This is a genomic window from Lacinutrix venerupis (assembly GCF_001971745.1).
GTDB lineage: Bacteria > Bacteroidota > Bacteroidia > Flavobacteriales > Flavobacteriaceae > Lacinutrix > Lacinutrix venerupis.
Window position 1 is genome coordinate 1,090,341 of the sequence record NZ_CP019352.1, and the last position, 24,364, is coordinate 1,114,704.

General features: G+C 29.3%; 23 protein-coding genes. 9 read left to right on the forward strand and 14 right to left on the reverse strand.

Annotated features, from left to right (window positions below):
- Positions 1-53: 53 nt before the first annotated feature.
- The 4 genes from BWR22_RS04915 to BWR22_RS04930 form a co-directional block, all read right to left on the reverse strand.
- Complete coding sequence (locus BWR22_RS04915; protein ID WP_076732307.1) at positions 54-2,423, reverse strand: T9SS type B sorting domain-containing protein; 2,370 nt, start codon at positions 2,421-2,423, stop codon at positions 54-56.
- Between the two features lie 15 nt (positions 2,424-2,438).
- Positions 2,439-5,753 (reverse strand): T9SS type B sorting domain-containing protein, encoded by a 3,315-nt coding sequence (locus BWR22_RS04920; RefSeq protein ID WP_076732308.1) that lies wholly within the window; start codon positions 5,751-5,753, stop codon positions 2,439-2,441.
- A 92-nt stretch (positions 5,754-5,845) separates the two neighbouring features.
- On the reverse strand, positions 5,846-6,679 hold the full coding sequence (locus BWR22_RS04925) for an ABC transporter permease (protein WP_076732309.1): 834 nt from the start codon (positions 6,677-6,679) through the stop codon (positions 5,846-5,848).
- A gap of 77 nt (positions 6,680-6,756) precedes the next feature.
- Complete coding sequence (locus BWR22_RS04930; protein ID WP_076732310.1) at positions 6,757-7,653, reverse strand: ABC transporter ATP-binding protein; 897 nt, start codon at positions 7,651-7,653, stop codon at positions 6,757-6,759.
- 134 nt (positions 7,654-7,787) lie between these two features.
- Between BWR22_RS04930 and BWR22_RS04935 the strand changes: the two genes are divergently transcribed.
- Positions 7,788-8,846, forward strand: a complete 1,059-nt coding sequence (locus tag BWR22_RS04935) for a hypothetical protein (RefSeq protein WP_198033393.1) — start codon at positions 7,788-7,790, stop codon at positions 8,844-8,846.
- A 7-nt stretch (positions 8,847-8,853) separates the two neighbouring features.
- On the opposite strand, the gene BWR22_RS04940 is transcribed toward BWR22_RS04935, so the two are convergent.
- The 6 genes from BWR22_RS04940 to BWR22_RS04965 form a co-directional block, all read right to left on the reverse strand.
- Positions 8,854-9,366 (reverse strand): IS1096 element passenger TnpR family protein, encoded by a 513-nt coding sequence (locus BWR22_RS04940; protein WP_076732311.1) that lies wholly within the window; start codon positions 9,364-9,366, stop codon positions 8,854-8,856.
- A 36-nt stretch (positions 9,367-9,402) separates the two neighbouring features.
- Entirely contained in the window at positions 9,403-10,437 is a 1,035-nt protein-coding gene (locus BWR22_RS04945; protein WP_076732312.1) for a COX15/CtaA family protein, read from the reverse strand.
- The gene (locus BWR22_RS04950; protein WP_076732313.1) at positions 10,438-10,893 is read right to left on the reverse strand and encodes a GNAT family N-acetyltransferase; all 456 of its coding nucleotides are present in this window, start codon (positions 10,891-10,893) and stop codon (positions 10,438-10,440) included. It abuts the gene before it with no gap.
- Positions 10,893-12,311 (reverse strand): CCA tRNA nucleotidyltransferase, encoded by a 1,419-nt coding sequence (locus tag BWR22_RS04955; protein ID WP_076732314.1) that lies wholly within the window; start codon positions 12,309-12,311, stop codon positions 10,893-10,895. Before BWR22_RS04955 ends, BWR22_RS04950 begins: the two co-directional genes overlap by 1 nt.
- Before the next feature lie 17 nt (positions 12,312-12,328).
- Positions 12,329-12,889 (reverse strand): L-threonylcarbamoyladenylate synthase, encoded by a 561-nt coding sequence (locus BWR22_RS04960; RefSeq protein ID WP_076732315.1) that lies wholly within the window; start codon positions 12,887-12,889, stop codon positions 12,329-12,331.
- A 124-nt stretch (positions 12,890-13,013) separates the two neighbouring features.
- Positions 13,014-14,189, reverse strand: a complete 1,176-nt coding sequence (locus BWR22_RS04965) for a glycosyltransferase (RefSeq protein ID WP_076732316.1) — start codon at positions 14,187-14,189, stop codon at positions 13,014-13,016.
- Between the two features lie 111 nt (positions 14,190-14,300).
- On the opposite strand from BWR22_RS04965, the gene BWR22_RS04970 reads away from it, so the two are divergent.
- From BWR22_RS04970 to BWR22_RS04980, 3 genes are read left to right on the forward strand one after another with little or no spacing between them, the layout of a single operon-like run.
- Positions 14,301-15,377, forward strand: a complete 1,077-nt coding sequence (locus BWR22_RS04970) for a DegT/DnrJ/EryC1/StrS family aminotransferase (protein ID WP_076732317.1) — start codon at positions 14,301-14,303, stop codon at positions 15,375-15,377.
- Entirely contained in the window at positions 15,378-16,001 is a 624-nt protein-coding gene (locus tag BWR22_RS04975) for a NeuD/PglB/VioB family sugar acetyltransferase (protein WP_076732318.1), read from the forward strand.
- A 2-nt stretch (positions 16,002-16,003) separates the two neighbouring features.
- Entirely contained in the window at positions 16,004-16,921 is a 918-nt protein-coding gene (locus BWR22_RS04980; RefSeq protein WP_076732319.1) for a glycosyltransferase family 2 protein, read from the forward strand.
- Here BWR22_RS04980 and BWR22_RS04985 read toward each other — a convergent pair.
- Complete coding sequence (locus BWR22_RS04985; RefSeq protein ID WP_076732320.1) at positions 16,913-17,908, reverse strand: glycosyltransferase family 2 protein; 996 nt, start codon at positions 17,906-17,908, stop codon at positions 16,913-16,915. The genes BWR22_RS04980 and BWR22_RS04985 overlap by 9 nt on opposite strands.
- 124 nt (positions 17,909-18,032) lie before the next feature.
- Between BWR22_RS04985 and BWR22_RS04990 the strand changes: the two genes are divergently transcribed.
- Genes BWR22_RS04990 through BWR22_RS05000 form a run of 3 tightly spaced genes read left to right on the forward strand, consistent with a single transcriptional unit; the run spans position 18,033 to position 20,489 of the window.
- On the forward strand, positions 18,033-18,938 hold the full coding sequence (locus BWR22_RS04990; RefSeq protein WP_076732321.1) for a hypothetical protein: 906 nt from the start codon (positions 18,033-18,035) through the stop codon (positions 18,936-18,938).
- Positions 18,935-19,738: a glycosyltransferase family 2 protein gene (locus BWR22_RS04995; protein ID WP_076732322.1), complete on the forward strand. Its 804-nt coding sequence runs from the start codon at positions 18,935-18,937 to the stop codon at positions 19,736-19,738. Before BWR22_RS04990 ends, BWR22_RS04995 begins: the two co-directional genes overlap by 4 nt.
- Positions 19,731-20,489, forward strand: coding sequence for a lipopolysaccharide kinase InaA family protein (locus BWR22_RS05000; RefSeq protein WP_076732323.1), 759 nt, complete (start codon positions 19,731-19,733; stop codon positions 20,487-20,489). Before BWR22_RS04995 ends, BWR22_RS05000 begins: the two co-directional genes overlap by 8 nt.
- 1 nt (position 20,490) lies before the next feature.
- On the opposite strand, the gene BWR22_RS05005 is transcribed toward BWR22_RS05000, so the two are convergent.
- From BWR22_RS05005 to BWR22_RS05015, 3 genes are read right to left on the reverse strand one after another with little or no spacing between them, the layout of a single operon-like run.
- The gene (locus BWR22_RS05005; RefSeq protein ID WP_076732324.1) at positions 20,491-21,246 is read right to left on the reverse strand and encodes a glycosyltransferase family 2 protein; all 756 of its coding nucleotides are present in this window, start codon (positions 21,244-21,246) and stop codon (positions 20,491-20,493) included.
- A 3-nt stretch (positions 21,247-21,249) separates the two neighbouring features.
- Entirely contained in the window at positions 21,250-22,308 is a 1,059-nt protein-coding gene (locus tag BWR22_RS05010; protein ID WP_076732325.1) for a glycosyltransferase family 9 protein, read from the reverse strand.
- Positions 22,309-22,351: 43 nt separating this feature from the next.
- Complete coding sequence (locus BWR22_RS05015; RefSeq protein ID WP_076732326.1) at positions 22,352-23,167, reverse strand: 2,3,4,5-tetrahydropyridine-2,6-dicarboxylate N-succinyltransferase; 816 nt, start codon at positions 23,165-23,167, stop codon at positions 22,352-22,354.
- A 180-nt stretch (positions 23,168-23,347) separates the two neighbouring features.
- Here BWR22_RS05015 and ruvX point away from each other — a divergent pair, with 180 nt between their 5' ends.
- Positions 23,348-23,758 carry a Holliday junction resolvase RuvX gene (gene ruvX / locus BWR22_RS05020; protein WP_076732327.1) on the forward strand — a complete coding sequence of 137 codons (411 nt, stop codon included), beginning with the start codon at positions 23,348-23,350 and terminating at the stop codon, positions 23,756-23,758.
- 4 nt (positions 23,759-23,762) lie between these two features.
- The gene (def, locus tag BWR22_RS05025; RefSeq protein ID WP_076732328.1) at positions 23,763-24,353 is read left to right on the forward strand and encodes a peptide deformylase; all 591 of its coding nucleotides are present in this window, start codon (positions 23,763-23,765) and stop codon (positions 24,351-24,353) included.
- Positions 24,354-24,364 lie beyond the last annotated feature (11 nt).

A 24,364-nucleotide genomic window follows, 5' to 3' on the forward strand; every position in this document is an offset into this window, starting at 1 on the left:
CTTAAAGTAGATATGCTTTAAGTATAAGTATAAAGATTTGTAATTTGATAGGATTATCTTTTTAAAGTAAAATGATTTTTATAAACACGACCATCTTGAAGAGTTACAGAAAACCAATAATCACTTTGTGGAAGAGGAATGCCATTAACAGTACCGTCCCAACCTTTGCTTGATGGTTTTATTTGGGTTATAAGTCTTCCAAAACGATTGAAAATGAAAATTTTAGAATTGGGTTGAAATAAATTAGAGATGCCTTTAACTTGCCAAAAATCATTTATCGTATCTCCATTTGGAGTAAAGAAACTTGGAAAATCAATAATAGAAAATTTAGCTTCTGAAATACCACAATTATTAATGTCTCTAACATATGCTGTATGTACACCTGGCGTTATATTAGTAAACACATTACTATTTTGATAAGAATTATTAATATTGTCTATTGTGTATTCATAAGCTCCTAAACCTTCAGCATAAATAGTAGCTGTAGTTCCTGTAATTTCTATATTTAAAATTGTTGCAGCATTAGATTCGCTAACTTGTACATTTCTTTCAGCAAAGCAATTATTAATATTTTGAGGTGTTTGGGAAGAAGCATAAGATATATGTACAGTGTATATTCCTTCTTGATTGACTTGAATTTGAGATGTTGTTTCGTTAGAGTGTAACCATAAAAAACTATAGTTGTTTAAAGGTAGAGGTAAGTTGCCAACATCAATTGTTGTAGTTTCATTTTCGCAAATGAAAACAGATTGGTTGGCTTCTACAACAGGAATATCTACAATATTTAATTCTAATTCACTTATGCTAGAACAGTCGCCATTTATATTATCTAATCTTATATATATAATTTCATTATTTTGAGGAGAATTATATTCAGTTGGAGAAGTAATACTATTTTCTCTATTATTTGCATCTTCTATAGTATTGTAAAAAGATATAATAAAATTTGAGTTGTTTATTATATCATCTGGAATAGAATTAACTAAATTTAAAGTATTGTTGTTTGAAATACAGGTAGATATAGGATCTAAATCTAAGACAGGAGGTCTTTGAGAAATTATTACTGTTCTATAAAAGAGTTGAGTTTCTCCTTGAGTTTGTATTGATATTGTAACTTCATAACTTCCAGGAGATGTAAAAACATGTGTTGGGTTAAGGTTTTGAGAAGTATTATTTGTACCACTCGCTATATCTCCAAAATCCCAACTTATACTATCTATAATTGTAGATGTATCTATGCTAAAGCTTGTGTTGTCTCCATAGCATGTGTTTTCAAAAATATTTGTAGCAAAAAAATAAGATTGTACAAAAGGTGGGAGACCTAAACGAGAATTTCTACCATTTAATGAAATAGCATTACTTTCATAATTACAATTAGCTCCAATTTCATTTGGGTTTTTTATAACTCCTATTTGAGAAGAACCAGATTTTGCAATATATATGCGGCCATCTAAAGCTTGTTGCAAAGCACCTAAAGATCCTTCTTCTTGGTTAATTATAATATCAGAATTGATTATGGCTTGTTGATTATATGTCGTTAAATCGTATTGATGAATTTTTGAGACATATAAGGTTTCATATCTTATAATTTCAGAGACGTATAAAAGTTTACTGTCTGGAGAGAATTCGCAACCATAAGGTCCGAAAATTTCAGAACTATAATTGTTTATTGTAATCGGATTAGAAAGAACACCAGTTGCAGCATTAAAGTCGAAAATTTGAGTTTCGTTATTTGTATAAGATTTTATACAAGCAATTTTTGCTCTATTGGGAGAAGCTTTTAAATATCCTATAAAATTATTTCCAACTTCATTATCATGCACAGAGCCTACTGCACTAATTACTGGAGTCGTGTTTACTCCTGTATCACTTACTAAATAGGCAACAAACTCGTTGCTATTCCATTTGTGGCTTATTACCCAAATGCTTTCTCCATCAGCACTTTCTACAGCTGTAATTTTCTCTGCAATAGGTGTGGTAAGTAAAATGTTTTTATTTTGGGTTATTGCACCTAGTCCGGAGTCACCATTTATATCTACTTCAGAGTATCTTAAACCATCCTCTCCAGCTCTTGCATCTGCTGTGAAAATATAATAAATATCAGTGCTATTAGGTTTGGGTATAATTATAGCAGATTGTGTGCTAGAATTGTCACCAGTTAAACCATCACCATTTTGCATTATTGTATGATTCTTATTCCAAACAGTAACGCCATCTGTATAAAATAATAGTTCTCCTTGTTTGTTTGAAATTGTAGAGCAACCCTCAAAAGTTATAAGTTGTCCATCAGTATTTGGATTAGGAAAGCCTGCATTAAAACTTAGACCAGCATAGTCTCCAAAAAACCAATTAGCCGTTTGGTTTTGAGCTATTACAGCTTGAGAAACCAACAGGAGTATAATTAATATGGTTTTTTTTGACATAACAATGCTATTTCATTACCTTCTTAATGTAAAATGATTTTTATAAACACGACCATCTTGAAGAGTTACAGAAAACCAATAGTCACTTTGTGGTAGAGGAGTACCATTAAAAGTACCGTCCCATCCTTTTTCTAATGGATTTATTTGAGTGATAAGTTTTCCGAATCTATCGAAAATTAAAATTTCGGAGTTTGCTTGAAACATTTTAGAAACACCATAAACTTGCCATGTATCATTAAAAGTATCTCCATTTGGAGTGAAATAAGGAGGGAAGCCTATAACCGAAACTTTGCTTTCTACAGTTCCGCAGTAATTTTTAAAATCTTTAATTAATACATTGTAGATACCTGGTGATACATTATAAAAAGTATTGTTAGATTGAAAAAGCGTTGTATTACCTTCGTCGTCTGTTAAAGCATATAAATACTCACCTTCACTATCTTCTAAAATAACAGTAATAGTATTATTGTTTATATCTCCATCTACAACAACAATATCATTAATAGTGGCGATGTTAGATGGTTCTACAGTAACTGTTCTTGTGTTACTACATAAAGTTGTATTGTTTGTAACGGTTACTGTAAAGTTTCCTGCTGTATTTACAGCAATAGTTTCTGTAGTTTCTCCACTGTCCCAGCTAAAACTGTAATTTGAAGGAGAATCATTTAAACCTGCGTCTAAAGTTATAGTATTTGGAAATTCATTTAAGCAATACAATACAGTTTCATCATCATCTAAATCTGGTATTGTATCTATAGTTAATAAAACTTCGTTTATACCGTAACAGGCATTGTTATTTTCTACTCTAACATATATGGTTTGAGAATATGGTACTGTGTTTTCGTATATTGAAGGTAATTGATTGTTTTCTAAAAGTGCATCGTTTGCATTTTCGTAATAAGCTATCTCTAAACCTGATGGTAATCCAGATAAAATATCGGTAGAAAAATCATCTAGATTAAAAGTGTTTTTTCCATCTGGAGAATCTGGTTCGTCACAAACTATTGGAGCAGTATAATTGGAAATTTGTGTATCGCTTGTTTCTAGAACAAGTTCACAAAAATTATAACAACTTGTTATAGTATTTGTTACTCTTACAAATACTGTTTGAGGATTACTTATATTATTGTATGCGTTTCCGTTTAATTCGTTTGTGTTGTTTATAGCATCATTTAATGTTAGATAAAATTGTGTATTTCTATTTGTTGTATCTCCAGTTAATGCACTATTAGCTTCTGTTAAATTAAATGTTGTAAAACCATTAACTATTCCATCTTCATCGCATTGATAAATGTAAGAATCGTTAGCTTCTGGAAGAGGATTTACTACTAGATTAAAACTTCCTGTATTATAACAATTTGTGTTGTTGTTATTTTCAATTCGTATAAAAATTGTTTCGTTTAAAGGTGTTTGATTTGTGTAGTTATTAGATAGATTATTAATACCAGCATCTGCATGGGCTTGCGACTCATGGTAAGTAACAGTGTATACTGTTTCGTCTTGACTACCTAAAATATCTGTATTAAAATTTGATAGAATTATTTGCGTTTGTCCATCTGTAGGATCTGTATCAATATCACAAACTTGTAAATCGTTTGATAAAGCTATTGTTGGCGTATTAAATACTTCAATTTCAAAAGTGGTAATATCTAAACAGTTTCTGTTGTTAATATTATCTATTCTAGCAAATATTGTTTGTGGATTGCTAGTGTTTGTATAGGTACCATTAATGGCATTAACATTATCTGTGGCGTCTTCCATAGATTCAAAGTAGTTAACTTCAAACACAGTAGCATCTTGTGTGTCTATTATTGTACTTGTTTGCGATGTAAAATCGAAAGTTGTTATGCCATCATTATCATTATCACAAGCATTTATGTTTCCTACAGGATTAGCAACTGGAATATTATAATACGTAACGTTGGCTTCGCCTTCCAATAAGCCGCAACTGTTTGCATTCACTTCAATTTCTACTCTGTAAGTTCCTTCTTCTGAAACAACTAAGTCAAAATCACTTTCGGGTAAAGGTAAGCCGTCTTTAGTCCATGTATAAGTCGCACCAGGAATATCATCTGCCATTAAAGTATATGTTTCTCCTGTACAAAGCCCTAAGTTTATTGTGCTTATACCATTTTGGATAATATCTATATCTTCACTAAAAAACGAAGTAATAAAAGGAGGTAAGCCTTGTCTTGAATTGTTTGTTAAAGCAATTGCATTGTTTACATAATTACAGGCAGTGCCAATTTGATTGGGACTATTTACTACAGATAAAAAAGGGCTTCCTAATTGATAGTTATCACTCATTGCCCTATATATTTTGCCGTCTGGACCTAATTGCAATCCTCCTCTATAGGTTTGTCTATCGTCTATTACAACTTGAGAGTCACTTATATTTTGTGCTTCTAAATTAAATTGTAACAATGCACCGTATTGATTATTAGAACTGTTAGCATTGGTACTATTGTTAAATACCGAAACATATAATAATTTGTTGTTTGGAGAAAACTCTACACCATAAGATCTTAAAAGCGTACCATCCTGCGCGGTAAAATTTGTGTTTATAATTTGAGCATTACTAACCATTCCAGTATTTTTATCAAAATCATATAAAAATAAGCCTTGGGCAACATTAGCACTTACTAATTTTGTGCCGTCTGGAGAAAACTTTAAATAGCCTCTAGCTTCACTTATAGAATTTCCTATTTGAGTTGCAACAGGAGTAGTATTTACACCAGTATTTGTAACTTGGTATGCGTAAAACGTATTGTTATTATTACTTCCGTTGTTGCTTGCGTATGTAATAACCCAAACATCTTGCGTTAGGCAATCTTTTAAAACAGCACTTAATTTCTCGGAAGTATTACTAAGTAATTGAGTTTCTGAGTTTGCAACAACACCACCTAAACCACCATCTAAATTCATGTTAACTTCATAGAAATGAAAACCTAAATCTATATTGTCTAAAGATGGTGTGTCTACAGTAAAAATATAGTATGTATCTGGGTCTTGAGGTTTTGGAATTATTATAGCAGATTGCGTACTCGATGGATCTCCTTTTAAACCCGTCCCATTGGGCATTATAGCATGATTAGAATTATAAACCGTTCTTCCATCTGTATAAAATAATAAATTTCCGTTGCTATCAGAAATACTTGTACAACCTTCGTCTGTTGCTAATTGGCCATTACTTATAGCGGTAACCGTATTTGTGTCTAAATTAAAATTAATTCCAGCGTTATCACCAAAATACCAATTAGAGGCTTCTTTTTGTGCATTAGAAATTGCACAATATAAAAGTGTGGTAAGTATTAAAACAATCTTTTTCATTTAGTTACAAGCAATAGCAACCAAATATATTACAATTGCTTTAACATATCTATAAGTTGAATGTTAAAATAAAGTAGATTTTAATAGATTTATTATAAATCTCGTTTCAATAAAAGTCTATAAGAAAAGAAAATAAAAATAGCTGTCCAACCTAAAACTATAGCAATTTCATACCAATGTACAGCGTAATCGTAACTTAAATCTTCTCCTGCCATGCTAGCTATTTCTTTAGCGGCACCAAGTCTTGCAAGTGGTTGTTCTATTAAATTAGACATCGATTTTAAAGGTAGAAATTGAGTAATAGCATCGGCATATTCTTTTGTGCTTTCCATTAAAAATAAACCTAATCTAACAATGCCTTCGAACATGTACCATATAAAAAGAAAACCTAGCGCAAATGCAGAACGTTTAATTAGCATACCAACAAATAAACAGAAAGAGAAAAAACCTAAAAGTTTTACAAAAAAAGCGAATAAGTATTCTAAATCCGAAAATATTATACTAGTCTCATTGTAACTAGAATAGATTAAACCAAGAATTAACGATAAAATAAAAATGAATAGTGTAGAAATAAATGCAAAAACAGCAACGGTTACAAATTTTGAAATTATAAATTCTTTTTTACTTAATCCATCAATTAAATTTTGCTTAATAGTCTTGTTACTGTATTCGTTTGCAACCATAGAAACTATAACAATAGCAAGAAAGAATTTTAATTCTGCAGCGACATAAGTATTAAAATGCCAAATAAATGGAAAATTAAAAATGCCTTGTTCTGCAAGATGAAAGTCGAAAACTCCAAAGTTGAATTTTATAGCAGCAATTCCTGCTATTAGTGAAAGTAAAATGAAATAAGCAAGAATTAATACTTTACTGGCTTTATTATTCCAAAGTTTAATAAATTCTATATTTAAAAGTCTTAACATGGTCTTTTATTTTTTATACTGAAAAATTTTCAGTGATGGTTTATAATGCAGAGATGCGTTTATTGATAAATAGATTTTTATTTATTATCTGTAAGCTGAAGAAATTGCTCTTCTAAACTTTCCTTTCTCATAACTAAGTGAGAAATATAAATACCTTTTTCTACCAATTCTTTGTTAAATGCTGATGCAGATAATGGCGCATTTAAAAAAGCAGTAATTAAACCTTCTTTTTTAATTGTTTTTTCAATAGATGTATGCTGCTCTAAATATTGTAATAACTTTTCTTCATCATCACATTTTAATTCAAAAAAACCATTACTAGAAATCATTTCGTCTACGCGTCCAGAATATAATTTTTCACCTTTTCTAAGCACGACTACGTGAGAGCATACTTTTTCAACTTCATCTAGTAAATGAGAAGCTAAAAGTATAGTTGTTCCTTGGCTTGCTATATGTCTAATTATAGCTCTAATTTGATGAATTCCTTGAGGATCTAAACCGTTTGTTGGTTCATCTAAAATTAAAATTTCAGGATCGTTTAACAATGCCGATGCTATAGCTAAACGTTGTTTCATCCCTAAAGAATATGTTTTAAATTTACTATGTTTTCTTTCTAAAAGACCTACAACTTCTAGTTTTTCGTCTATTTTAGAATAATCTATACCCTTAATTTTACAAACCAATTTAAGGTTTTTGTAAGCAGACATATATGGATAAAAATTTGGGCGCTCTATAATGGCTCCAACTTTTTTTAATGCCTCATGTGTAGATACAGAGCCATCAAACCATTTAAAATCTCCACTTGTTTTATTTACAACATTTAAAGTAATGCCTAAGGTTGTAGATTTTCCGCTTCCATTTGGTCCTAAAATTCCATAAACATTTCCTTTTTTTATAGTAAAAGAAAGGTCGTTTACAGCAGTTAAATTGCCAAATTTTTTGGTGAGATTATTAATTTGTAAAATGGTTTCCAAAATGGTTGATTTTTAGATACTAAATGTTATATAATTAAAACACAGTATATATTGGTTTAAAAATAAGACGAAGCTACCGAACTTTTGTTACAACTTTAGTATTAATTGTTTTAAATTTGAGTATAATTAAAGTTATGAAAGATTTAAAGATTTCTAAAAAAAAGCCGTCGTATCCAATTAATAGTATGTTAAACAACTATTTGGATGAGTATAATAGAAATACTCGTGTTGCTATTAATTACGACGACTTACTTAGGTTTCAAGGCTCTATTACAGTATACGATAAAGATGATAAAGATACACTTTGGATTCGTGTATACTATAGCGAATTTGATAGAGCAGAAATAGATTTAAGTCTTAAAAAAGTGTACACAACATTGCATAGTGATGGTAACGAAAAAACAATTCCTTTTTTAAATGTAGACGCTGTAGATTATTGCACTTTTGGAAACTCAAAGCCATTTCGAGTAAAAATTAGAAATATTTTAAACGATAATTACACCTATTTTTATGTAAAAAAAGCTGATGCTTCTCGTGTTTATGGATTAGAATTGGAACACATGCTATCTCCATATAACTTAAACTTTATGGTACATAAAGACACTTTAATAGAAGAGCATATTGCTGGAATTCCAGGAGATGAGTTTATAGAAAATATGCTTGACGATTGTACTGCTTCTGAAAAATCTCAAATAGCTAAAGAATTTGTGAAATTTAACGAGCGCTGCATGATTAGGTTACTTGGCGATATGCGATCTTATAATTATGTTATTGTTCCAACACATGATTTTGATCATGTTGTTTTTAAAATTAGAGCAATAGATTTCGACCAACAATCTTACGAAGGAAAGTTTAATGTTTATAGACCTCAGTTTTTTAAAGAAAACCTAAAAATGGTTGAGCTAGTTTCAGAAAAATTTCAAAAAGAATCCATAGATCAATATAAAATTGAAGAACGCTCCATTGTTGCTAAACGAATGATTAGTTATAATGATAGAATTGAAGCGCTAATTAATTGTATGATTAACGATGAAATTTCTAATGCAACACACATTAATTTATTAAAGTCTAAAATCTATGATTATACATTAGATATAGAGTTTAAAAAAAGTAAAAATATGGGAGGCATTTTAAAAAATGCTCTAGCTTATGTTAAGCGTAATTATGAAGGTGTAAATACTAAGAATTTTTAGTATTAATTTAATTCCAGTTTTCGTTAAAATCTAAATTGTCGTAATCGTCAATATTAAAATCATCGTCATCATCATATTCATCATCACTTTCTGCTTCAAAAATTTTCTCAGGCGCATGATCTGGAACTTGACCTTGAACAAACATTAAATTTGGGTAATCAACACCTTCATTTTCTTCAGCAATTTCTGCTAATTCAACAAAAAAGGTCCACATGTTTAAAAAATCGTAAACATAAATAAGTTTAGTTTGCGCTTCGTGAACAGTGTCAGATAAAGAAGTTTCATTCATTAATCTCACTTGGTTTGCACCTTCACTCATATCAAAAAGAGATATTTCTTCTCCTTGATCCCATTCATCATTACTTAAATAAAATGAAGCCATTTCTGTACCATCAAACCCAAAAGATTGCGTAATTATATTATGCAAATCTTCCATTGTATCTGTTTCTTTAATTTCTAAATCGCGAAACACATCCTCTTTTGTATCGTTGTCTAAAATGACTCTAAATCTGTAAATCATAATTTAAATTTTGGTTTGCAAAGGTACGATTGTTGTTTAAATATTTTTAGAAATAAAAATACTTTTATGTCTGTTTTCTAAATATACATAAAATTGGATTCCGAATAAAATAGTTGCAATTACCAAGTGTAAAGGTTGAGATAAAAATGGGAAATCGAAATAATACATTGCAATTCCAGATATTACCTCAAAAACAATACAAATAATAACTAAATTCATTTTATTGTAACCTAGGTTTAAACGTTTATTTCTAATATATAGCCATGCATTAGTGAAGAATACTAAAAATGAAAATGTACGGTGTATATAAAACTGAAGCGTTGGATTTTGAAGCCATAATTCTTTTATGTAGCCAATAGCTTTAACCTGCTCATCAACATGTTGTCTTACTTGTGTACCTAACACGGTTTGTATTAAGGTTAAAAGAATGGCAAAAAGTAAAATATTTCTAAATTTAGAATCTGAAATTTGTTTTTTAAATGTTGTTTTTGAAGCATAAATTAAATACAAAATAAAAGCAACAATTACTAAAGCCATTACCATATGAATGGTAATTTTATATGGAGCTAAATTAGAGTCTACAACCGTTTTTCCAAGCCAAGCTTGAAATGCCATACCAAAAACAGTAAGTATAGATAGTATTGTAATCCATTTATTTTTACGCCAATACCAAAAAGAAATAATTGTAAAAATTAATATTGGGATACCAGACAATGCACCACACAATCGGTTTATATATTCTACCCAAGTGTGTATGGGATTGTACTTGGCGTAATCGTGTTTTGTGTATGTTTCCCAATTATTAAGGTTTATGCTTTCTGAAGATAAAAAATCTTTTTCTGCAACTAAAAGCGCCTCATTTCTTATAATAACAATGCCCTTTTTGTAGTTGTGATTTGGTTTAAATTCTAATTCTGATGCGTGTGTTGGTGGTATGTAATAACCAAAACATTTTGGCCAATCTGGACAGCCCATTCCAGAACCTGTCATGCGTACAACTGCTCCAGCAATAATAACCAAGTACACTAAAATTAAGGCTGTTTTGGCTATGGTTCTAAAGTGCTTTTTCATTTAACTTAATTCTTTTTTAAAACATAAACTATTTTCCATATGCTTATATTGACCGTAATTGGGAATAATGCTATATCCACATTTATTATAGAAATTTACAGCTTCAGTTTGTCTTTTTCCAGTTTCTAAAACAGTGTTTTTATATGCTAACTCTTGAGCCCAATTTTCAAGTTCTTGTAATATTGTTCTAGCTATATTTTGACCACGAAATTCGGGTCTGGTAAACATGCGTTTAATTTCGACCGAAACATTATTAAAAGGTTTAAAAGCACCACAGCCCACTGGTTTATTGTCTTTGTACGCTATAACGACGTGTTTTAAAACATCTATATTATTAAATTGGTTGTAAAAATCGTGTTCATCACCATCTGTAGTTTTTAAATAACTATCTAGTAATTTTACTAAAGCAATAAAATCTGGATTTTTTGAATCTGTTCTTAAAATATTCAGTTTCATTATTCCGAAATTTTTAAACCTAAATCTTGTCCTTTTTTAATCATTAATTTATAAGCCGGTTCATATTCATTAGGAATTTCACCTTCTAAAATAGCTTCTTTTATAGCTTCTTTAATTATTCCTATTTCTCTTGAAGGCTTTAAATTAAAAGCTTTTATAATTTCTTCTCCAGAAATTGGTGGTTGAAAGTTACGAACATGATCTTTTTCTTCAACTTCAACTATTTTTTTTCTAACAATTTTAAAGTTGTTATGGTATTTGTTAAACTTTTTAGGGTTTTTGGTTGTTATGTCTGCTTCGCAAAGTGTCATTAAATCGTCTACATAATCACCTGCATCAAACACTAAACGTCGTACAGCAGAATCTGTTACAATATCTTGAGCTAAAACTATTGGTCTAGAGCTCATGAATACTAATTTTTGCACAAATTTCATTTTATCATTTAAAGGCATTTTTAAACGCTTAAATAAATGATAAACCATTTTAGAACCTTCAAATTCATGACCATGAAAAGTCCAGCCTACTTTTTTATTGAATTTTTTTGTTGGTGCTTTTCCTATATCGTGTAATAACGCTGCCCAACGCAGCCAAACATCGTCTGTATGTTTTGCAATATTATCTACAACTTCTAAAGTATGATAAAAATTGTCTTTATGTTTTTGTCCGTCTACTTCATCAATACCTTTTAAAGCAGTTAATTCTGGTAGGATATATTGTAATAAACCTGTTTTTTCTAAAAGCAAAAAACCAGTAGATGGTGTTTTACTTTCTAAAATTTTATTTAATTCTACAACAATACGTTCGTTAGTAATAATTTTTATGCGTTTGTTATTTCGTGTAATGGCGTCTAGCGATTCTTTTTCAATTATAAAGCCTAATTGTGTCGCAAAACGTATAGCTCTCATCATGCGTAAAGGATCGTCGCTATATGTAATATCTGGATTTAACGGAGTACGAATTATTTTATTTTCTAAATCTTGAATACCGTTAAAAGGATCTAATAGGTTTCCAAAATTATCTTCAGATAAATCTAAAGCTAACGCATTTATGCTAAAATCACGACGATTTTGGTCGTCTTGCAGTGTACCATTTTCTACTATAGGATTTCTGCTGTCTTCATTGTAAGATTCTTTTCTAGCTCCAACAAATTCAACTTCTATATCGTTAAGCTTTAACATAGCAGTACCGTAAGTTTTAAAAACTTGTACTTTGGGTTTGTTAGGTAGGTTTTTAGCAACTTGTTTTGCTAGATCGATACCGCTTCCAATGGCTACAATATCTATATCTTTGGCATCACCACGTTGTAGTAAAAAATCACGTACAAAACCACCAATAACGTAACTGTCTAAATTTAATTCGGCAGCAGATTTGGAGATTGTTTTAAAGATTTTATGTTTTAATGCTTGCTTGTAATTCATTCTTATTTGCTAACTAGCTATTCTCGTATAATTTTTACACCGCTAGTATTACTTAGTTTTATAATAGTAGAAGGATTTCCACCATTTTTTTGTTGCTGCAAATTTACCACATAATCTACACCTTTTAAAATAGCTTCGTCTATTTCTTTAAAGCTTTTTGGCGTTGGTTTTCCTGCTATATTTGCAGATGTAGAAACAATTGGTCTACCTAGATAACGAATTAGTTTTTTGCAAAAATCGTGATCTACAATTCTAATGGCTAAGGTATTGTCTTCGGCAATTAAATTTTCGGCAACTCCTGCTGGAGCATCGTAAATAATAGTTGTTGGTTTATCGGCTATATCTAAAATAGTATAAGCCATTTTTGGTACATTGTCTACATGTTTTTCTAACATGCTGTAATTGTTAACCAAACAGATAAGAGCTTTATTATCTTGGCGTTGTTTTAATTTGTAAACTTTTTTTACAGCTTCGGCATTTGTAGCGTCACAACCAATTCCCCAAACAGTATCTGTAGGATAAACTATAAGACCTCCGCTTTTTAAAACGGCTATAGCTTTATCGATTTCTTCTCTCATTTTTATTTAAAATATTTGGTCTTATTTTGAGTTTACAAAGATAATAAATATGAGAGTTGAAAACTTTATATATAGACTATAAAAACAGTAGGTAAAGAAAAATAAAAGCTTGTTTTTTTATAAGTTAATTGTAAAACTGTGTCATTGTTTTAATAAAAGCTTCACGACCACTTTGTTTAATTATATATGCTCTAATATATTCTGGATTGAAAACGAGTGCTTCTTTTTTAATTTTTAACAGGTTGTCTGCAATAGCTTTAGCATCTTTTATGTTTACTAAAACTCCAGTTTTTTGCGTTATTGAATCTTCAACACCGCCACTTTTTGTAGCAATAACAGGTTTTCCGCAAAGCATAGCTTCTCTAACTGCTACACCATAAGTTTCTGCAATACTTGTAGATACAAAAACATTACAAGTTTGTAGTTTGGTATTAATTTCTTCTCTTGTAAGTTGTGGGTAAAAAGTACATTTGTTTAATACATTATATTTTTTAGCTAGAGTTTTAAAATTAGAGCTGTTTGCTTTCGAGCTATCGGTAAAGGCATCATTTCCAATAACTATAGCTTCAAAATCATCATTGCAAATTTCTTTAAATATTTTTAAGCTTTTAAAAAATGTTTCGGTGTCTTTAATTAAATGCGGATAGGTTATAGTTAGAATTGTAAATTTTTTCGGTGTATTTTTTTTACTTATTTTAAACTTATTTTCATCCATTAAATTCCATATTACTTCTGGATTACATTTAATACTATTCATTAAAATACTGCGTTGTTGGTGGTAACTTACCGCTCCAACTTTATAAGCATTTTCTAAAGCTTCCTTAATTTCTTTTTGAATTTTTTTATGATAATAATTTAAAATAAAAGTTTGGTGTTCTATTATTACAAAAGGAATAGTATTGTTTTTTGATAATTGATGTGCATAAATTCCACCATTTGCACTACATTGAGCATGAATAATTTCTGGCGCCCAATTTGTAGATATGTTTTTAAATGCAGCTTGATAAGCATTTTTAGTTTTTTTTAATTTCCATTTTTTTGGCCACTTTTTATAATGGTAAATAGAAAAAGAATAAGCTTCGGGTTCTTGAATTAAATAACTTTTATTTAGATTGGTTTTTTTTGTAAAAAAACTTTTTAAATATTTAAATAAGCCAAGATTGTACTCTACGCCAAAAAGAATTTTAATATCAAAACCGTTATTGTTTAATAAAAATGCTTGCTCTCTAAAAAAAGTTCCAACTAAATTATTGTTCGTATTTGGATACCAAGATGGTATAATTAGAACTTTTTTTTTCATTTTTTTTCACTTTTTGTCTTGTAAAATTATACATTTAGCAAGCAAATTCTTCAATTTTAAATAAAAATATTTTATGGCTTATACAATTTGGAGTTTCTTAATTTTGTTTTAATGATAAATGTTACACAAACTTTCTTGCCGCCAATTCAAGAATTCGAAAAAATTTTAAAACGTGCTTGGGATAAAAAATGGGTTACAAATAGAGGTGAGTTACTTTTAGAATTAGAATCTAAACTTGCAGACTATTTAAAAATTTCAAACTTTTTTATAACAACAAATGGTACGTTACCCATTCAAATTGCACTAAAAACATTGGATGTTACTAAAGAAGTTATTACAACTCCTTTTAGTTATGTTGCTACAACTTCTGCTATAGTTTGGGAAAACTGTAAGCCAGTTTTTGTAGATATTGAAAAAGATTCGTTAACCATCGATCCAACAAAAATTGAAGCTGCTATAACAAAAAATACACAAGCTATTTTAGCCACCCATGTTTTTGGTAATCCTTGCGATGTTGAAGCTATTGAAGAGATTGCAAAAAAATACAATCTTAAAGTTATTTATGATGCTGCACATTGTTTTGCAGTAAATTATAAAGGGAAATCTATATTCTCTTATGGAGATATAAGTACTACAAGTTTTCACGCTACTAAATTATTTCATACAGGAGAAGGAGGAGCTATTTTTGTGCCTAATAATAACTTGTACAAAAAATGTTTTTATCAGCATAATTTCGGACATAATGGACCTCTAAATTTTCATGGTTTAGGTATTAATGCAAAAGCTTCAGAAATGCAAGCTGCTGTTGGTTTAAGCGTATTGCCTTATATGAATAAGGTTATTGAAAAAAGAAAAATGCTAACAGAGCAATATGAGAATTTATTAGAAAATAATAAAAACATTACTTTTTTAAATTTTAGAGAGTTAACAGAAAAAAATTACTCCTATATGCCAGTAATTTTTAAAAATGAAAAGTTATTAGATAAAACTTTAGAAGTATTAGCTGAATTAAAAATATACCCAAGACGCTATTTTTATCCATCTCTTAATACATTACCATATTTAAAAGAACAAGTAAATATGCCAATATCTGAAGCTATTTCTAGTAAAATTTTGTGTTTACCATTATATTACGAATTAGAAAAGCAACAAGTAGCTAAAATTTGTAATATTATTAATACTATTTAAATGATTGTAATTGGTGCAAAAGGACATGCAAAAGATGTATTAGTGGTTTTAAATGAAACTTTAAAAACCCAATCTAATCTTATTTTTTTTGATGATTATACAAAACCGGAAGAAGCATTTTTTTTAGAAAAATATCCTATTATACATCATTTTAATAAAATTGACTTTAGTAAACAGCCAGAGTTTGCATCTGCTATTGGTGATCCAAAAATAAGAAGAACCATTGTAGAAAAATTTATAAAACTTGGTGCTATTTATAAAGCTATTATTTCTAAACACGCAATAATTGGCAATTTAAATGTGGATATTGGAGAAGGTTGTAACATTATGCCAAATGTTTTTATAAGCAATAATGTTACTATTGGTAGTGGTTGTTTAATAAATACTGGTGCGCAAATTCACCACGATGTTATTGTTGGCGAATATTGCGACGTATCTCCAGGAGCCAAAATATTAGGAGGAGCAAATATTGGTAAAAATTGTAATATAGGATCTGGAGCAATTATTTTGCCTAACGTAATTTTAGGAGACAATGTAACCGTTGGAGCAGGAGCAGTGGTTGTAGAAAATTGTTTAACAGAGAATACAATAATTGGTGTTCCTGGAAAAATAAAAAACATTTAATAATGAAACCATTATTGACTATTTGTTGCACAACTTTTAATCAAGAAAAGTATATAGAACAAACTTTAGAAGGTTTTTATCTTCAAAAAACTAATTTCCCAATTGAAATTCAAATTCATGATGATGCATCGACAGATTCTACTCCAGAGATTTTAAAGAGGCATGCAGAAAAAGATTCTAGAATTAAATTAATTCTTCAAACGGAAAATAAATATTCACAACATATAATGCCTTGGTGGCATTACAGTTTCCCACAAGCGTGTGGTAAATATATTGCTTTATGTGAAGGCGATGATTATTGGGTAGACCCATTAAAACTTCAAAAACAAGTTGATTTTTTAGAAGCAAATTCTAATTATGTAATTTCTTGGACTAACTATAAAATTTTTAACGGTACAGATTTTTCGCTTAATAGTTTTGGACATACAAAAGAGATTACAACTATAGATTATAATAATATTTTTTCACCGTATTGCACTTTAACGTTAACGGCAGTTTTTAAAAAAGAAGCTTTAGATTTAGAACTTTTAAAATCGTTTAAGCATTCTAAAGATAATTCTTTATACATTGTTTTACTTAAAAAAGGAAAAGGTGTTTTTATAGATGTTTTATCATCTGTTTATCGTGTGCATGAAGGAGGTGTGTATTCTTTACAGTCTAATTTTTTTAAAAATTATTCTTCATATTTAAATGTTTTAGAGGTTACAAATGCTGTTCCAGAATCTAAAACAGCTAATATAAATAAGGTAGTAAAATCTCTTGGTAATGCTACAATGTATGAAGTTTTAAAGCTTAAAAGTAAAGGAGAAAAAGTTACAGAAAATCAATTAGATTTTATGAAAACTTATTTAAAAAAAGCAGATTTTAAAACTAAAATTAAGTACTATAAAAAACTATTTAAATACAAGTTTTTAAAATAAGCACTTAAAAAACAAAGCAATTTTATCTATAGTTGGAATTTTAGAATAATAGCCAGAATAATTTTTAATGTATTTGTAGTAAGACCAATTGTTTTCGGTACAATTTCTAATACTTTTTATTATTATTCTATTTATATGAGCAATAAATAATTCTTGGTTATATACTTGTTTCTCTATGTTTAATGCTATTATTTTTTTTGAAGCTTCAACAGTATTTTTTATTTCATTTTTAGTGAGTCCTCTAGTTAAACTTATAGCATTTAAATAGGCATTAATATTAGCATCTTTAAAAGTAATTCCTAAATTTAATAATTGTTTTTTCTTAATTATATTTTCAGATTTTTTTAAATTTTCAGCCTTAGTCTGGCTAATATTGTTTGGGTGCCATCTATATTGTAGTAAAGATTCTTGAATATTGTAAAACTTTGTTTTGTAAACTAATTGACTCCAAAGTGCATAATCTTCAGCAGGAACATATTGGTGTTCAAAACGTAAGTCAGCAAGATGAGATTTTTTTAACATAACCGTAGGATTGCCAATACAACAATTGTTTAGCATCTGTATTTTAATTTGTTTATGGGTTTCCTCGTGCTTAACAGTTTTGTTTTTTTTATCACCAAAAAATGTAAACCAAGTTCCGCAAACGCCGTATTCTAAATTGTTTTTTAAAAAAAGTAACTGTTTTTCAAAGCGTGTTGGCAAAGCAATATCATCTGCATCAAGTAGTGCAATGTATTCTGTTTTAGCATGTAAAATCCCTTCGTTTCTTAAGTTAGCAGGACCAACATTTTCGGTTTTAGTAATAATTTCTATTCTAGAATCTTGTTGTTTATAACTGTTTAAAATGTTAGCAGTATCGTCTTTAGAATTATCATTTAAAATTAATAACTTAAAGTTACTAAATGTTTGTTTTAAAACACTATCTATAGCTTCTGCTAAAAATGCTTCACCATTATATACTGGCATTATTACAGTAAGTTCTGTCATTTTAAATTTTAAAACTAGTTTATTTAAATGCTAAAAATTGTTCTTATCTGTAAATGTAATATATTGTTTAATAAATCTCACATTGTTTAGTATTTTTGAGTTTGTTATTAGATTTTAACACTTTATGAAAAAAATTCAAGTCGGTTTTTTAATGTCTTACGACTATGAAAAACTTAAATATTCTATTCCACCTGTTTATAAAGAAGCAGATACTATTTATTTGGCTTTAGATAACAAACAAAGAACTTGGAAAGGTAATAGATTTGAAATAGATGAAGATTTCTTTACTTGGATTGAAACTTTTGATACAGACAAAAAGATTAAAATATATAGAAATAATTTTTACATTCCAGAATTAAGCACATTACAGAACGATACAAGAGAACGCTATCTGTTAGCTAAGGAAATGGGCATTGGGAATTGGTTAATACAAGTAGATGCAGATGAAATTTTTATAGATTTTAAAGCGTTTGTTAATACTTTAAAAAATAACAACTCGTATTTAAATAATCCAGTTAAAACACCAATTCAAATAGCAGGTTTTCTAATTAATATATATAAGTATTTAGATAATGGAATACTATATGTTAATGAGCCAACAAAAGTTATGTTAGCTACAAATTATCCAAATTATAAACGCGCCAGAAACACCAAACAACGTGTTATTTATACAAATAATATTTTGTTGCATGAGTGTTTGTCTCGAACAGAGAAAGAATTAAAATTTAAATTGGAAAATTGGGGACACAGTCATGAAATAAATAGCGAGTTTTTACCTAAGTGGAAAAAAGCAAACGAAACCAATTATAAAGAGCTTAAAAATTTGTTTTATCTTAATCCTACTATCTGGAAAGGTTTAGGTTATATGCCATCAAAAAACTTAAATAAAATAAGAGAACTTATAAAAAGTGATAATAATTTAAAAGTAAAACAATCATTTTTAAATAAAAAGAATTTTGGACAATGGTTTAAGTTTTTAAAAATTTTTAAAAAGCAAAATACTACCTTTGAATCTTATTTTTTAAAATGAAAAAGTTTTCAAATACATTAATAATCTCAACTTATAATTGGCCAGAAGCTTTAGATTTAGTGCTTAAAAGTGCTATAAGTCAAAACCAATTACCAGAAGAAATTATTATTGCAGATGATGGTTCAACAAATACAACAAAGGCTTTAATAGAACAATATAAATCTAACTCCTTAATACCAATACACCATGTTTGGCATGAAGATAACGGATTTAGAAAATCTATTATATTAAATAAAGCCATTGCAAAAGCAAAAGGAGATTATATTATTCAAATAGATGGAGATTGTATTATGCACTATAATTTTATTAAAGATCATATGTTATCTGCTGCATTAAATACTTATTTATTTGGAGCTCGAGTAAATATTCAAGAAAGTTATTTAAACAGTTTATTTAAAAAAAAGAAAATAAAATTTAATGCTTTTTCAAAAGGAATAAAAAAACGAACTAGAGCAATTTATTCACCTTTTTTAGCTAGTTTATACAAAACTCAAAATAATTTTTCTAAAAAGTTTCGTGGTTGTAATACATCGTTTTTTAAATCAGATTTTATTTCAGTAAATGGTTATAACGAAGCAATAACTGGTTGGGGAAGAGAAGATAGTGAACTTATGTTACGAATGCATAATAAAGGTGTTAAAGCTAAGAGATTAAGGTATACAGGTGTGGTTTTTCATATTTGGCATAAAGAAAAATCGAAAGGAAGATTAAAAACAAACGACTCAATAGAACAAGAAACAGTTAATAATATTATAACTTGGGCAAAAAATGGCGTGGACAAATATTTAAAAGATGCGTAAAGTTGTAAACCCTAAATATCAAATGCACACAAAAGCGCTAGACAGCCTTATAGAAAACTATAAGACGCAAGGCGAAGCTTTTGGTAATCAAGATAGAAATAGTTTACGTTTATTTAAACTAGAAGATAAAACTCTAAATGTAAAATCTTTTAAAAAGCCTAATCTAGTAAATAAAGTAGTTTATAAATTTTTTAGAAAAAGTAAGGCGCAACGTTCTTTTGAGTATGCTAATAAATTAAAAGCACTTTCTGTAGGAACTCCAGATCCAGTTGCATTTTACGAGAAAAAAGACGGTTTATTTTTTGGTGAAAGCTATTATATAAGTGAGCAATTAAACGACGATATTACTTATCGAGAACTTACAACAGATTTTACTATACCTAATTACGAAGCAATTTTAAGAGCTTTCACAAAATTTACATTTAACTTACATGAAAAAGGAATTAATTTTCTAGATCATTCTCCAGGAAATACGTTAATAAAATTTAATAATGGTAATTATAAATTTTATTTAGTGGATTTAAACCGAATGGTTTTTGAAAATATGAGCTTAAAGAAACGTATTAAAAACTTTGCAAAGCTTACCATACATAAAAGCATGGTTGAAATAATGAGCGATGAATATGCAAAATTAATAAACGAAGATTATAACAAAGTTTTTAATTTAATGTGGCAAGAAACACAAGCGTTTCAAGAATCTTTTCACAGACGCAGAAGACTAAAAAACAGTTTAAAATTTTGGAAAAAATAACTTAAACTCTATTTTTTCTTAATAGCCATAATTTTACATAGCGCATAAAAACTACATAACCTTGTACATAACCAATGGTTAAACCAACAACACCATCCCTAAAACCGCTTTGTAAAATATAGTGTTTAAAAAATCCCCAAAAAGGTTTTATTATAAAATGATAAGGCGTTAAGCGGCCAGTTTTTTTATCGTAATCTTTAGCCTGTAAAGTAGCATACCTATCCATTTTTTGCATGTATTGGTTAAAACTACGATAAGAATAATGTAAAAATTTATGTTGTAATTTGCCGGTAGTTCCGTTTACTATAAGAGATTCGTGTACATGTAAATTATTGTACTTACAAACATCTTTTTTAAATAATCTAATAACGCTATCGTTTCTCCAACCACTATAATTAACACGTTGTCCCATAAAATGATTTATGCGTTTTATACTAAAAGCATCGTAGTTAATTGTGTCTTGATTTAAAATTGAAATAATTTCAGTTTTTAATTCGGGAGTCACACGTTCATCGGCATCCAATAATAAAACCCATTGGTACTTTGCTTGGTCTATTGCATAATTTTTTTGAGCGCCATAGAAATCGAACTTACGTTGTAGTATTTTAGCACCCAAAGCTGCAGCTTTCTCAACCGTAGCATCATCACTAAAACTATCTATTACTAAAATTTCATCAGCAAAATCTACAGAAGCTAAAACGGCTTCAATATTATGAGCTTCATTTTTAGTAGGTATTATAGCTGTTAGTTTATGCATTTATTAACTTATAGTTTGCTGTAAAAATCCATTTAGTTTATCGTAAAAAAACATAGGCGAAAATTCTTGATAAAGTTTATAGGCTTCACCTTTCATCTCTTTTTCCTTTTTATTATTATAAAGTTCAGGTTTGTAGTCTTTTAAATGTACGGCAACATTGTCGTTATTTTCAAAAAGACTCCAATCGTCTTTACTAATCCAAGGAGAAAAAATCGCAAAGGTTTTAATATCTAACGCTTTAGCCATATTAATGGCACCACCTTCATTTCCAATTAATGCATTACAATGCTTGGTAATAGCAAGAAATTCACGAAGACTTTTACCAAAAACATCAAAGAAAATATATTGTTTAGTCTCTTCTTTACACAAACTATAAATAGTTTGCGCTTGTTCCTTTTGGCTAGGTATATAATTAAATAATAATTGACCTTTAGTTTGTTCTACAATTCTATCTATAACTTTAGCCATATATGCAAAAGGATAGGTTTTATTATCTCCACTACCTAATACACTTATCATGTACAATGGTTTTTTTAAATTAATGCCATTGCTTTCTAAAAGCGTTTTGCTATTTTTTATTTCAGCTTCTGTTAAATAAACTTTTGGTTTAACATCTGTAGCTTCAATACCTAAAGGTTTTAGTAATTGTAAACGATTAACAATAGCTAAGCCAGATTTAGATTTTGTGTTCTTATACCTTTTAATATTATTTGTGTAAACAAAAGTTGTGTAAGGTTTATAATAAGAAATTTTTGTGTTGGCTGCAGAGAAAAGAGTTATAATATTACTTGATAATTTAGAATAAACATCAATAATAACACTATAATTATTTTTACGTAAGTTTTTTGCAAATTTAAATAAGGCTCTTTTACTATGCTCTTCTTTTTTAGTAAAAAAAATAAAATTACTAATGTTAGGATTGTTTTCTACAACAGCTAAAGTATGCGTATTAATAAGGTAATCCAGTTGTGCATTAGGATATTTAGCACGCAAAACTTCAAACATAATGCTGCTTGTAAGCACATCACCAATCATTTTTTGCTGGATTACCAATATTTTCATTTTTACTATATATTCAAAAAATAGTTAACAATAGAAAACTAAATTAAACCGCTACATTATGCTCGCGTAAAGCATCGTTAAGCGACGTTTTTTTATTAGTACTTTCTTTACGTTTACCAATAATTAAAGCACAAGGTACATTGTAATCGCCTGCAGGAAAAGATTTTGTGTAACTACCAGGAATTACAACAGAACGAGCAGGAACACGACCTTTCATTTCTACAGGTTCATCACCAGTAACATCAATAATTTTAGTAGAAGCCGTAAGTACAACATTAGCACCTAAAACTGCTTCAGTTTCAACATGTACACCTTCAACAACAATACAACGCGATCCTATAAAAGCATTATCTTCAATAATAACAGGAGCAGCTTGTAAAGGCTCTAAAACACCACCAATACCAACACCACCAGAAAGGTGAACATTTTTACCAATTTGTGCACAACTACCAACCGTAGCCCAAGTATCTACCATAGTACCTTCGTCTACATACGCTCCAATATTTACATAACTAGGCATTAAAATTGTACCAGCCGAAATATAAGCACCATGTCTTGCAACCGCATGAGGTACAACACGAATACCTTTTTCTTTATAACCCGTTTTTAATGGAATTTTGTCATGAAATTCAAAAATACCAACCTCAATAGTTTCCATTTTCTGGATTGGGAAATACAAAACCACAGCCTTTTTAACCCATTCATTCACCTGCCAACCATTTTCAATAGGTTCAGCGACTCTTAAAGTACCTTCGTCAAGTAATTTAACAACTTCTCTAATGGCATTTTTAGTTGTTTCTTCAGTTAATAAATCTCGGTTATCCCAAGCATTTTCAATAGTTTGTTGTAAATCTTTCATTAATAATAATTTTTTTAGTGTTTTGGGCGTGCCCTAAAGGTCAGGCTCTCGGCAGTCGCTCTCTGCGAGGAGCTTCAACAAATGCCTCCATCCTTCACGCAAATATAACCTCTATTTATAATTTGGCATAATATTTATGTATGTAGTATAGAATATCTTAAATTTGCATAAAAAATAATAATGGCTCAAATTCTAGCAATAGATTATGGTAAAGTAAGAACCGGATTAGCAGTAACAGACGATATGCAAATTATCGCCTCTGGACTAACCACAGTTGCTACCACAACATTATTAGATTTTTTAAAAGACTATACAACAAAGGAAAATGTAGAGTTGTTTTTGGTTGGCGAACCAAAACAAATGAATAATGAAGCAAGTGAAAGCGAAGCTTTAATAGCACCTTTTATAAGTAGATTACGCACCTTTTTTCCACAAATACCAATTAAAAGAGTAGATGAGCGTTTTACATCTAAAATGGCAATGCAAACCATGATTGATAGTGGATTAAAGAAAAAACAAAGACAAAACAAAGCACTAGTAGACGAAATTAGTGCAACAATAATATTACAAAGTTACCTTTACAATAAATAATAATATGGTATTACCAATAGTCGCTTACGGCGATCCAGTATTAAAAGTTAAAGCTAAGGAAATAGATAAAAATTATCCAAACCTTAAAGAACTTATAACAAACATGCAAGAAACAATGCATGGCGCTTACGGTGTAGGTTTAGCCGCACCACAAATAGGTTTGCCAATTCGTATGTTTTTAGTAGATGCATCTCCATTTGCAGACGACGATGTGTTAGACGACGACGAACGCAACTTTTTAAAAGAATTTAAACACACCTTTATAAACCCAACAATTCTAGAAGAATCTGGAGACGAATGGGCATTTAACGAAGGTTGCTTAAGCATACCAGATATTCGTGAAGATGTGTTTAGAAAACCTAATATTAAAGTAGAATATTTTGACGAAGACTTTAAAAAGCACACCATGGAATTAAGTGGTTTAGCAGCAAGAGTTTTCCAGCATGAGTACGACCATATAGAAGGTATATTGTTTACAGATAAGTTATCTGGTTTAAAAAAACGTTTAATTAAAAGCAAATTGCAAAACATTTCTAAAGGAAAAATTAATGTAGATTATCGCATGAAATTTCCAAACCTAAAAAAGAAACGTTAAAAACTTGCAAA